The following is a 12,049-nucleotide window of genomic DNA, read 5'->3' as shown; positions in this document are numbered from 1 at the left end:
GAATGGGGCGCCGATCAGCCGAACTGATCAGCCGAACCGGTCAGCCGAACAGGGCGTCGATGTCGGCCTGGCTGATGTTGCCCATCTCCTGATGGTCGGCCGGGCCGTGCAGTTCCAGCGTCTCGTCCATCTTGGTGACCGTGGGCGGCAGCGGCATCGCCTCGAACTCGCGCTTGTTCCAGTGGCTCATCATCGCGTCGACGCGCTCTTCGATGAAGGACAGGGCGCGGACGACCTTGGTGATGCGCTGGCCGGTCAGATCCTGGAAGTTGCAGGCCTCGTAGATGCGGACGATCACGTCGTTCATGTCGTTGACGCGGTCGGCGTGGTAGCCCTCCGGCAGCGACGACTTCAGCTCGTGAACGACCTCCTCCAACTCCTCGGCGCAGGCCATGATGGTGTTGGTCGCGGCCTCCGTCGCCGAGACGACGGCGTTCAGTTCCTGGGACGCCTGCACGAACTTGTCGTCGCCGGCCAGCGGGTGGCGGATCGCCGCCATCTCCACCTTGGTGGCCTTGATCCGGCCCGAGATGTCGGCGATCTCGACCTGGATCTGGTCGATCTGCTGGGCGTCCATGGTCAGGAAGCGGTCGAGCTTCGCGCCAAGGTCGCTGATGGCGCGGATGACGTCGCTGTTGTCCACCGCGACCGGACCGGAGGGCAGCGACGCCAGCGCTGGCGCCAGGGCGGAGGCGTCATCCACCACCGCCTGATAGGGATTGCCGGTCCGGCGGGCCTTTTGAAGCTCCGCCATGAAGGGTTTCGAGAGATTCCTCATGCGGGCTGCGCCTCTTTCCGAAGGGACGTCCGGGGCATCCGCGCACGCCGGCCCGTCTGGTCAGGACTGCCCGCCAAGGCCGGCATCGGCCCGGCGGGCGACGATCGTCATAGCAAACTTCATGTCCCAATTCGCCCGCCGATTGGAGCGGCGGCAACTCTTCACAAATCCGACGCCGGACCGTCTTGTTGACCGTGAGGTCAGCCGAACAGGGCGTCGATGGCCGCCTGATCCAGCGGCGCCGGAGGCTCGTCCGCCGCAGGCGGCGGGGCCGCCGCCGGCTTGGCAGCCGGGGCCGGCTTCGGGGCGGGCTTGGCCGCCGAGGCCGGCTTCGGCACCGGCTTCTTGGCGGCGGGGGCCGGAGCCGGAGCGGGGGCCGGCGGAGCCGCGGCCGGAGCGGGAGCCGGACTGTCGAACAGGCTGTCAATGTCCGCCTGACTGGCCTTCGCCGGAGCGGCAGGGGCCGGTGCTGGGCTGTCGAACAGGCTGTCGATGTCCGCCTGGCTGGCCTTCGCCGGAGCGGCCGGAGCCGGGGCCGGGCTGTCGAACAGGCTGTCGATGTCGGCCTGACTCGCCTTGGCTCCGGTCTGGCCCGCGACCGCCGGAGCGGGGGACGGAGGCGGAGCGGGCGGCGGTTCGGGAGCTGGCGGTGGTGCCGCCATCGCCGGGCTGTCGAACATGCTGTCCACGTCGGCCTGGCTGACGCCGAGACCGTCGAGCTGGGGACCGTTCAGCAGATGGGAGTCCGGCCGGGTGTCTGTGTTCTCAGGCGCGATCTGGAGGCCGGCGAGCTTCTCGACGCCCCAGATGTTGATCATCGCGTTGACCCGCTGCTCGATGTAGCGGAGCGCGTTGACCACCTTGCTGGTGCGCTGGCCGGTCAGGTCCTGGAACGAGCAGGCGGTGAAGATGTTGGTCACCTCCCCCTCGATCTCGGAGCACAGGCCGGGGTCGGCGCCGTCCGCCTTCAGCTTGCCCGACAGGTCCATCAGCCGCTCGGCGGCGTTCAGGATTTCGAAGGACGCGCGTTCGGTGGAGATGACGATGGCGTCCAGCTCGTTGGTGGCCGACGTGATCTTGTCGCCACCGGCATCGGGCGGACGCAGGGCCGCGACCTCGCGCCGCGCCTGCTCGATGGAGGCAGCCATCTCCATCAGCTCGCGCCGCAGCACCTCGACGTGCTTGGAAGCTTCCACCACCTCGCTCTGCTGATGCCAGGAGCTGCGGAACTCCAGCAGCATCTTGCGCACCTCCTCCGCCGCGGCCCCATGGGCCCGGCGGTGGAAGCGGCGCAGGAAGGCTCGCCCCTTGGTCGTGCGGGCGATCGCTTCCTCGATCTGGTCGAACTCTTCCTCGGAAAGCTGCGGAAGCTGATCCAACCCAACCACTCCTTACCCGCCGATGACGGCCTGGATCTTCTGCTTCAGGGTATCGGCGTTGAAAGGCTTGACGATGTAGTTGTTCACACCGGCCTGCTTGGCGGCGATCACGTTCTCGGTCTTGCTCTCGGCGGTGACCATGATGAAGGGGGTCGAGGCGAGCTTGGCGTCGGCGCGGATCTCCTTCAGGAGCTGCAGGCCGGTCATCGGCTCCATGTTCCAGTCGGAAATGATGAGGCCGAACTTGCTCTCGCGCAGCTTCTGCAGGGCCGAGACGCCGTCGCCGGCCTCGTCGATGTCCGTGTAGCCGATCTGGGTCAGGAGGTTCCGCACGATGCGCCGCATGGTGGCGTAGTCATCGACGACAAGGATCTTCATCTACGCGTCTCCGCATTCTTCCGTTGCTAGGCCCCGGCCCGGCGTTCAGCCCGCCCGGCGCTGCATGGCGTGCGCCGAGGTCGGTCTGGTCCGACTGTGATGCCTTAAGTCTGCCGAAAAGTCATCCCTCACGGCCACAGTGACGTACGCCCGTAAATATCGGGTTACCAAGACCGCCGAATTTCCGCCGCGCCCCGGCGCGATGAGGCATCGCTCCAAGGCACGGACGCGCGTCCGGCGGCGGTCCGAACGGACATACCCCTGCGTCGGGTGGGGACCTTGCCAGATTTCACAGGCGAACGCACGGGCTGATTCTCGCTCCATACGCCCCTGTTCGCCGGCATGGTCCACCCTAGGCCATTTCCCTCAGACGATGATCGGCGATGTCGCCTGTCTCAACCAATGCGACACTTCGACCTCCCCGTCACCCGCGAGCCGAGGCTCCAGCGCCTCGCGCACCTGGGTGTGGTAGGCGTTCAGCCAAGCGATCTCCGCCTGGGTCAGCAGCGCCGGCTCGACCAGATTGCGGTCGATGGGGGCCAGGGTCAGCACCTCGAACCCCAGCATGGGCCGCTCGGCCATGGGCAGGTCGAGCGGCTGGACGACGATCAGGTTCTCGATGCGGATGCCGTAGGCGCCGGTCTTGTAGTAGCCGGGCTCGTTGGACAGGATCATGCCGGGCTGCAGCGCCACGCTGTTCGGCACCTTCGAGATCCGCTGCGGCCCCTCGTGCACCGACAGGTAGCTGCCCACCCCGTGGCCGGTGCCGTGGTCATAGTCTAGTCCCAGCGACCACAGCGGCAGGCGCGCCAGCGCGTCGAGCTGCGACCCGGTGGTGCCGCGCGGGAAGCGGGCCGTGCTGACGGCGATGTGGCCCTTGAGGACCAGCGTGAAGCGCTCGCGCATCTCCGGGGTCGGCGCGCCGATGGCGATGGTGCGCGTCACGTCGGTGGTGCCGTCCTGATACTGGGCGCCGCTGTCCAGCAGGAACAGGGTGCCCGGCTCCAGCCGGCGGTCGGTCGCTTCCGAAACCCGGTAATGGACGATGGCGCCGTTCGGCCCAGCCCCGGCGATGGTGTCGAAGCTGAGGCCGCGGAAACGGTCGTTGGCGCGGCGGAAGGCCAGCAGCCGGTCCGCCGCCGCGATCTCTGTCACGGTGCCCGACGGCGCCTCCTGCGACAGCCAGTGCAGGAAGCGTACGAGCGCCGCGCCGTCGCGGATGTGAGCGGCGCGGGTGCCGGCCAGCTCCGCATCGTTCTTGCAGGCCTTGGGCAGGGCGCAGGGGTCGGGGTCGCGCTCCAGCTTGGCGCCGGCCATGTGCAGCCGGTCGAAGATCCAGGCCGAGGTGCTCGCCGGGTCGGCCATCACCTTGCGCCCTGCACGGCCCAGCCCGTCGAGCGCGGCGCCCAGCTCGTCCGGGTCGCGCACGGCGACCTGGTTGCCGAGATGGGCCTCGACGCCCGGCGCCAGCTTGCGGCGGTCGATGAACAGGTCCACCTGCGTGTCGTCCTTCAGGATCGCGAAGGACAGCGGCAGCGGGGTGCAGGGCACGTCCGCCCCGCGCAGGTTGAGCAGCCACGCGATGGAATCGGGCTGGGTCAGCACCACGGCGCCGATGCCGTTGCGCGCCAGGTCACCGGCGATGCGGGCGCGCTTGTCGGCGGGGCTGTCCCCGGCGAAGACGAGATCTTGGGCAACCACCGGGGCCAGCGGGGGCGGCGGCTGGTCCGTCCACACGCGGTCCACCGGGTTTTCCGGGCAAGGCACCAGCGACAGGCCGATGCGCTCCATCTGCTGGCGGGTGCGCTCCACCCAGCCGGCGGTGTGCAGCCACGGGTCGTAGCCGAGCCGTCCGCCCTGCGGCAGCGCCTCCCCCACCCACTCGGTCAGCGGATCGTCGACCAGATGCCGGTATTCGTAGAGGTCGCCCGACACTTCCGTCTTGACCTGGAGGGTGTAGCGCCCGTCCACGAAGACGGCGGCGCGCTGGCGCCCCACCACGGCGTGGCCCGCCGATCCGGTGAAGCCGGTCAGCCAGGCGAGGCGCTGGGCGCGCGGCGGCACATACTCGCCCTGATGCTCGTCGCCGCGCGGCACGATGAAGCCATCGAGGTCGGCGTGCGCCAGGACGCCGCGCAGGGCGGCGATGCGGGCGGCGTAATCCGGCGCCCCAGCGACGCGTCCATCGGCAAGCTCGGCCTTCAGGGCGCGGAGCTGCCCGGCGAGATCTTCCGGAAGCCGCGCCCCGACCAGGACCATCCAGCCGTCGGGGTCCTCCCCCTCCGGCGCGGCGAGCACCCCGGCGACGAGGCTGCGGATGTCCGCGGGGGTGTGGGGCAGGCCCGCCTGGGCCAAGAGCTGCGCCAGGGTTTCGTCGCCGCGGTAAGCGCTGGACACGGGGGCTGATCCTCATCCGGTGAAGCCGTCCGCGACAGGCTAGGCAGGGACGCCCCACCGCGCAAGCGCGGGAAAGGGCATAGCCGCGCGAAGGCCCCGGCGGGACGCCCTACAGCCCCGAATCGTCGGGCAGGCCCAGCCGCTCCAGGACGCGCTTGCGGGCGAGGCCGCGATCGACGTCGGGCACATGCAGCAGGCCGCCGATGCGGCGCAGCAGATTGGCTTCCAGGTCGTTCAACTCGCCGTCGGCGTAGGCCACCTCCCACAGCATCTCGATGATCCACAGCCGCTTGTCCGGAGGGCAATGGTCGTTGATCACCGTGACGTAGCGGTAGTAGGGGGAGGCTCCCTCCGTGTCGAACACGGCGGCGGACAGCAGGTCCTGCGCCTCCTCCTCGCTCAGGTGGAAGTGGCGGCGGGTGACGTCGAGGATGCGCTCGCGCTCCGCCTGGGAAATGGTGTTGTCGGTGCGTGCGGCCTCGACCAGAAGGGCGGCGGCGGCGGCCTCCAGCCTGTGGCGGTCGTCGCCGGGGTCGTTCTCCTGGAACAGCGCCCTGATCCGGTTCAGCATCGGTCCTCCGCGGGTCGTCCATATGTCCGGAAGACATTGGCGACGGGAGGACCGAAATCCAGGGGCCTCAGCCCTTTACGGCCTTCCGCTTCGGGCGCTTCACCACAAGGGTGGTCCATTCGCCGACCGGGATGCGCGCGACCAGATGCAGGCCCTGGGTGCGGTGCGCCTGGATGACGTGGCGCTCCTGCCGGTTCAGCAGGCCGGCCAGAACGGCCACGCCGCCGCGCTGCAGATGGCGCTTCAGTTTCGGCGCCATGCGGGCCAGCGGGCGGGCCAGGATGTTGGCGGTGATCAGGCGGTAGGGCTTGTGCTTGCCCACGATGGCGGTGTGGTAGCCGTCGCCGCCCTGCGAGCGGATGCGCGCCTTCACCCCGTTGAGGGCGGCGTTGACGCGGGTGACGCGCACCGCCTCCGGGTCGATGTCCACGGCGGTGACGGGCACCCGCCAGCGCTTGGTCACCGCCAGCGCCAGGATGCCCGAACCGCAACCCATGTCGAGCGCCCCGCCCCGCCCGGCGCGCGGCAGGCTCATCCGTCGGGCCAGCCGGTCCAGCGCCATCAGGCAACCCTTGGTCGAGCCGTGCTCGCCGGTGCCGAAGGCGGTGGCGGCGTCGACCAGCAGCGGGATGCTGCCCGCCGGGACAATCCCCTCATGGTGGGAACCGTGGACGAAGAAGCGCCCGGCCTGGATCGGCGGGAAGCCCTGATAGCTGTGCGACACCCAGTCGATGAGGGGCAGTTCCTCGACGATCAGCTTCGGCTCGGGAATGCCCATGGCCTCGGCCAGAACGGCGACGCGGGCGTTCAGCCGCGGCTCGTCCGGCTGCCCGTAGACCGTCGCCTCGACCAGCCAGTCGCCGTGCTCCTCCAACTCGAAGGTGGACACCGCGTCGGCGTGATCGCCAATCGCCTCGGCGAACGCGGGGGCGTGGGCTTCGGGAATGACGAGCGCGATGCGCCAGAGCTTGGAGGAGGACATGGGGAAGGTCGCCGATGATGGGGTGGTCGTTGTCTGGTGGGAGACTTAACCACAGAGACGCGGAGACACAAAGATTTCCTGTGGCCGGGCTGGGTCGACCGCAGCCTGCGACGTTTTGGCCGATGGAAGCGCGGCACAGGCTCGCCGCCGCTTTTCTTACCACTTTTGAGCGGGCACACTGCACCCGGAGATCAGCGGATCAAGGGTTCCGCAAGAGCGACACGGGGGAGACGGGCTTGATGCAGCGCGTTTGCAAAGCGGCCAGGGCATGGATGGCGGCGTTGGCGGCGTCTTCGGGAGCGGCAATGCTGTTGGGCTGCGCGCTCGATCCCGCCGGGCTGGCGATCGGAGCGATGAACGCGGCGAGCATGCCGTCGGAAGCATCGCTGGTGGCCGATATGGTCCCCTCCTACCGGGGCACGGGCTGCCAAGCCCTGGCGTCGCTCCAGAAAGGGTACATCGACCAACTGCCCACGGTGGACCCGGCGTACCGCGAAGCGGTGGTGGTCAACATCAAGGCGGTGCGTCAAGTCATGGCGGAGCAGCGCTGCGCGGCGGGTGGCGGCGCGGTGGCGGGTGCGGGCTCCGCACCGGCGGCGACCGTCACCACCGGCCCCAATGGCATCGGCGGAGCGGTGGCCGGCACGGCCGGTCCCGCCGTGGCACCGGCGAGCGAACCGCAGGGAGCGATGGGAGCGGCTGTGGGCCCGTTGACCGCCCAACTGGCGCAGGCCTTGGGGCTGGAGTCGCCGCGCGGCCTGGTGGTGACGGCACTGGCACCGGGCAAGGCAGCCGAGCTGTCGGGCATCCGCGGCGGCGACGTGATCCTGGAGGTGCGTGGCGTCGCGGTGGGTGATGTGATGCAGATGCGCCGTGTTCTGGGCGCGGTGCCCAGCGGGCAGAGCGTGCTGGTCAAGCTGTGGCGCGCCCGCGAGCCGCGCGAGCTGATCGTCGGCCCCATCATCAGCGACACCCCGGCGCTGCCGCCGGGTGCTGTGTACGCCGATGCGCCGGTCCTGCCGGCCGCGCCGGTGCGGGAGCGCTTCTGCGTGGCCCAGATGACCGGTTCGGGCCTGTTCTCGAGCAGCGTGCACTCGCCACTGTTCACGGTGCGCAACGACGGCAGCGAGGCGGAAAGCGCCAAGCTGACGACGGCCTTTTGGGAGGCGGCGCGGAAGGCTCAACCCGGATATTGGCTGGCTCCGCACCCGCGGCCGACCTGCACCCAGGATTCGAAGATCTGCACGTCGGCCAGCGCCGACTCCGACGTGCTCATGATGCTGTGCGAGACGGACCGCGGGAAGGGCATGGAGATCTACGAAGCACTGCGGCGGGACAAGCCGATGACGGAGCTGCCCTGGTCGCCGCCGGCGCCGTGAGGCGAAGCCGGCGGAGTCACCGCCCCGACAGCCGGTCCGCGATGTCGTGCATCCCCTGCTCGCGCAGGATCGCCTGACGGTGGCGGATCAGGCGGCGGGCCAGCGCCTTCTGCACCTCGGCGCCGCCGAGCAGGCGCCCCTGCGGATCGCGCAGATGGGTGGCGAGGTGGTCGGCCAGCAGCGCCTCCTTCTTCGGGTCGCGGCGGTCGAGCGGCTGGGTGCCGTTCAGCGATTGCTGGATGCGCTCCAGCAGGACGGCGCGGCAGCACGGCGCGCGCCCCTGGACGATCAGCGCGCCGATGTGGGCCAACAAAGGGCTGACCGGCTCGCTCTTCGGCTGCGGGTCGCGGCCCAGGATCAGGTCGGCCAGGGCGCACAGCCCCAGGGCGAGGTTCGGCTGCGCGCCGAGAAGCTCCTTCACCAGCTCGGCGGAGCCCAGCGCGTCGGCCATCACCCCGTCGAGCGAAGCGAGGTGCCGCGGCTCCACGTCCGGCCCGATCAGGTCGAGCAGCATCTCCAGCTTGCCCGCCAGCGAATTGCGGTCGGCCAGATGGATGGTGAGCTGGCTGAGAAAGGCGAAGTCGTGCCTCTCCTCCCCCACCGCGGCGGCGAGGACCCGGCTGGACCGGGACAGGTCGGCGGGATCGAAGGCCGGCAGGGCCTTGCGCTCCCCCTGGAAGTCGCGGGCGCGCGCCATCACCGCGTCGGCGAAGGCCCGCAGCTCGCGCGCCCGCGCCGGCACGGCGACGCCGTGGCGGTCCGCGTGGTGGCGGGCCACCGCCTGGAGCGCCGCGCCCAGCAGGAGACCCTGCTCGTCGAGCTTGCGCAGGTAGGTCCAACTGTGGAGAAGCTCGGTCGGGGTGATGCGGAACTTGTCGAGGAAGGGGCGCAGCAGCCGGCCGGTGACCACCCGTGACTCGAACCCATAGAGATCGCCGGGGGCTGTGCAGTAGGGCGCGCCCTCCGCCGTGCCGCCCAGCGCCATGGGCTTGTCCTTCACCACCGGAACGGCCTTCTGGAAGATCACCGTCTCCAGCGACAGCCCGGCCAGCGAGCGGAACTTGAGAGCCTTGACCTCCTCCACCCCGCTGACCGCCAGCCAACTGCGGGCGGAGGCCAGGGCCCGGCGCTCGTCGTCGTAAGTCCCCTCGATGGTCCAGCGACCCTCGCGGCGGATCTGGACCTCGAACGCGGTGCTGCTCTTGCCGAACACTGGGCGGGTTCCGTGGCTGTTGGGGCGGCTGTGGGCACGATGTCTGTGCACAACCAGTAGCCGAACCCGGACGCCCGACCTGTGACGATCGTCACCCCGGCGGAGCGCTGCGGCAATCGGTCACCCTGCCTTCAGCGCCCCCTGATCCTCAGCCCGCCTTCTCCGCCGGCACCACGAAGCTGTCCATCACCTTCTTGCTGCCGGCCTGGTCGAAGTCGATCTCCAGCTTGTCCTGGTCGACCGCCGTGACGGTGCCGTATCCGAACTTCTGGTGGAACACCCGCGCACCCTTCGGGAAGGGCGCGTTGGGACGGGCGCGCGGGGCGACCTGATAGGACCCGCTGTCCAGCGTGATGGTGCGCGGCGACGGGGGCTGCTGCCGGCCCGCCGCCTGCTGGCCGGCGCGGAAGGCGGCGTAGCTCGACGAGTCGCGGAAGCTCCCTCCCCCGCCAAATCCCCCGCCAGCGTTGCCGCCCGGATAGAGGCCGCTCGCCGCCTCCGCCTCGACATCGCCGCCGGGGATCTCCTCCACGAAGCGCGAGGGGATGGCGCTGACCCAGTTGCCGTAGAGCCGCCGGTTGGCGGCGTGGCTGATGTAGGCCCGCTTGCGCGCCCGCGTCAGACCGACATAGGCGAGGCGGCGCTCCTCCTCCAGCCCGGCGATGCCGGTCTCGTCCAGCGCGCGCTGGTTGGGGAACACCCCCTCCTCCCAGCCGGGCAGGAAGACCATGTCGAACTCCAGCCCCTTGGCGCCGTGCAGGGTCATCACCGTGACCTGATCGACGCCCGCGGCCTCGGCGTTCTCCATGACCAGCGCGACATGCTCCAGGAAGCCCGACAGGTTCTCGAACTCCGCCATGGCGGTGATGAGTTCCTTCAGGTTCTCCAGCCGGCCCGGCGCCTCGGGCGTCTTGTCCTCCTGCCACATGCGGGTGTAGCCGGACTCGTCCAGGATCATCCGGGCCAGTTCGGTGTGCGGCATGGTCGCCGACAGGGTGCGCCAGCGGAAGAAGTCCTGCAGCAGGTTGCGCATCACGCCGCGCACCTTGGGCTTCAGCTCGTCCGTCTCGGTCAGTGCCCAGCCCGCCTCGGTCAGCGGCATCCCGCGCGAGCGCGCCGCCTGATAGAGGCATTGCAGGGCCGCCGGGCCGACGCCGCGCTTGGGCACGTTGACGATGCGCTCGAAGGCCAGATCGTCGTCGGGCGAGTTGACGACGCGCAGATAGGCCATCGCGTCGCGGATCTCCTGCCGCTCGTAGAAGCGCGGGCCGCCGATCACCCGATAGGGCAGGCCCAGCGTGATGAAGCGCTCCTCGAACTCGCGGGTCTGGAAGCCGGCGCGGACCAGCACGGCGATCTGGGCGAGCGACACGCCCTGGCGCTGCAGCGCCTCGATCTCGTCGCCGACCCAGCGGGCCTCCTCCTCGCCGTCCCAGACGCCGCGCACGCGCACCGGCTCGCCGCCGTCCGCCTGCGTCCACAGCGTCTTGCCGAGCCGTCCCTTGTTGTTGGCGATCAGGCCGGAGGCCGCGGACAGGATGTGCCCGGTGGAGCGGTAGTTCTGCTCCAGCTTGACCACCGTGGCGCCGGGGAAGTCGGCCTCGAAGCGCAGGATGTTGCCGATCTCGGCGCCGCGCCAGGCGTAGATCGATTGGTCCTCGTCGCCGACGCAGCAGATGTTCTTATGGGCCTGCGAGAGGATGCGCAGCCACAGATACTGGGCGACGTTGGTGTCCTGATACTCGTCCACCAGGATGTACTTGAACTTGCGGTGGTATTCCGCCAGCACGTCGGGGTGCTTCTGGAACAGCGTGATGTTGTGCAGCAGGAGGTCGCCGAAGTCGCAGGCGTTCAGCGTGCGCAGCCGCTCCTGGTAGGCGCGGTAGAGCGCCACCACGCGCCCGCCGGCCACGTCGCCGCCGTCGCCCTCGTTCAGCCGGTCCGGGGTCAGGCCGCGGTCCTTCCAGCGCTCGATCACGCCCAGCACCTGCCGCGCCGGCCACTTCTTGGAATCGACGTTCGCCGCCTCCAGAAGCTGCTTGATCAGGCGGATCTGGTCGTCGGTGTCGAGGATGGTGAAGTTGGACTTCAGCCCCACCAGCTCGGCGTGGCGGCGCAGGATGCGCGCGGCCAGGGCGTGGAAGGTGCCCAGCCACCAGCCTTCCGGCTCGATCCCGACCAGATGGGCGACGCGCTCGCGCATCTCGCGGGCGGCCTTGTTGGTGAAGGTCACCGCCAGGATCTGGAAGGCGGCGGCGCGGCGCGTCATCAGCAGATGGGCCAGCCGCGTCGTCAGCACCCGCGTCTTGCCCGTTCCGGCGCCGGCCAGCACCAGAACCGGGCCGTCCATGGCCTCGACCGCCTCGCGCTGCACGGGGTTCAGCCCGTCCAGATAGGCGAAACGCTGCGCCGGCGCGGGGGCCGGGGCGCCCGCGTGGCTGAGGGGATCATGGCCCAGCGGATCGTCGTAGGCGTAGGGATCGGACATGCGGCACCGGATTTCCTGGGCGGGCTCCCCCGCGGTCGGGAGACGCCCTTCATCGAAAGAGGACACCGTATATAGCACGCCCCCCGGCGCATCGAACCCCTTCCCTTGACGGAACGGCCGGGGCACCCCGCCAATCGGCATGGGACTAGGCCCATGGGCAGAGATCGTCGCGACCAGCACTACGCCCGTCACCATAGCGCTTGTCTTATCACAATAGCCCGAAGTCACATCAGCCATAGGATCCCAAGAATCACGCACAGTCACAGACAAATCACAGGATGAGTCGAATTCAATGCCGATTGATTATTCCAAGTTAGACATTCGTGAACGGTTCGTTGGACGGTTTGTCTTATTTCGGCTTAGGGCATATGCCCATTGCGAGACATAATTTTTCCTTTGGGGAAATTTTCTGTTCCGCAAATCCGGGGTAAGGTCCAATCAGATCGTGGCACCCCGGAACCAAACGGACAGCCGCGGAGAGCGG

At 69.4% G+C, this 12,049-nt stretch carries 9 protein-coding genes; 1 reads left to right on the top strand and 8 read right to left on the bottom strand.

Features of this window, described 5'->3' with window-relative positions; all coding sequences use genetic code 11:
- Window positions 1-40 precede the first annotated feature (40 nt).
- The 6 genes from AMK58_RS03845 to AMK58_RS03820 form a co-directional block, all read right to left on the bottom strand.
- Window positions 41-778 (bottom strand): protein phosphatase CheZ, encoded by a 738-nt coding sequence (locus AMK58_RS03845; protein ID WP_035675428.1) that lies wholly within the window; start codon window positions 776-778, stop codon window positions 41-43.
- 200 nt (window positions 779-978) lie between these two features.
- Entirely contained in the window at window positions 979-2,166 is a 1,188-nt protein-coding gene (locus AMK58_RS03840; protein WP_059398641.1) for a protein phosphatase CheZ, read from the bottom strand.
- Between the two features lie 3 nt (window positions 2,167-2,169).
- Window positions 2,170-2,535, bottom strand: coding sequence for a chemotaxis response regulator CheY (locus tag AMK58_RS03835; protein ID WP_014241240.1), 366 nt, complete (start codon window positions 2,533-2,535; stop codon window positions 2,170-2,172).
- Between the two features lie 366 nt (window positions 2,536-2,901).
- Window positions 2,902-4,932 (bottom strand): aminopeptidase P family protein, encoded by a 2,031-nt coding sequence (locus AMK58_RS03830; protein ID WP_035675441.1) that lies wholly within the window; start codon window positions 4,930-4,932, stop codon window positions 2,902-2,904.
- Window positions 4,933-5,041: 109 nt separating this feature from the next.
- A complete protein-coding gene (locus tag AMK58_RS03825) occupies window positions 5,042-5,503 on the bottom strand; it encodes a tellurite resistance TerB family protein (protein ID WP_014241242.1) in 462 nt (153 codons plus the stop codon).
- A gap of 67 nt (window positions 5,504-5,570) precedes the next feature.
- Window positions 5,571-6,485 (bottom strand): 50S ribosomal protein L11 methyltransferase, encoded by a 915-nt coding sequence (locus tag AMK58_RS03820; protein WP_035675455.1) that lies wholly within the window; start codon window positions 6,483-6,485, stop codon window positions 5,571-5,573.
- Window positions 6,486-6,790: 305 nt separating this feature from the next.
- Between AMK58_RS03820 and AMK58_RS03815 the strand changes: the two genes are divergently transcribed.
- Window positions 6,791-7,864: a PDZ domain-containing protein gene (locus tag AMK58_RS03815; protein ID WP_051140338.1), complete on the top strand. Its 1,074-nt coding sequence runs from the start codon at window positions 6,791-6,793 to the stop codon at window positions 7,862-7,864.
- 16 nt (window positions 7,865-7,880) lie between these two features.
- On the opposite strand, the gene AMK58_RS31750 is transcribed toward AMK58_RS03815, so the two are convergent.
- Together AMK58_RS31750 and AMK58_RS03805 are read right to left on the bottom strand one after the other, a co-directional pair.
- On the bottom strand, window positions 7,881-9,077 hold the full coding sequence (locus AMK58_RS31750; protein WP_035675458.1) for a hypothetical protein: 1,197 nt from the start codon (window positions 9,075-9,077) through the stop codon (window positions 7,881-7,883).
- A 148-nt stretch (window positions 9,078-9,225) separates the two neighbouring features.
- Window positions 9,226-11,565, bottom strand: coding sequence for an ATP-dependent helicase (locus AMK58_RS03805; protein ID WP_035675461.1), 2,340 nt, complete (start codon window positions 11,563-11,565; stop codon window positions 9,226-9,228).
- Window positions 11,566-12,049 lie beyond the last annotated feature (484 nt).

The sequence above is a fragment of the Azospirillum brasilense genome, assembly GCF_001315015.1.
GTDB lineage: Bacteria > Pseudomonadota > Alphaproteobacteria > Azospirillales > Azospirillaceae > Azospirillum > Azospirillum brasilense.
The sequence above is the reverse complement of the archived record's forward strand: the minus strand, read 5'-3'. Positions and strand labels throughout refer to the sequence as shown.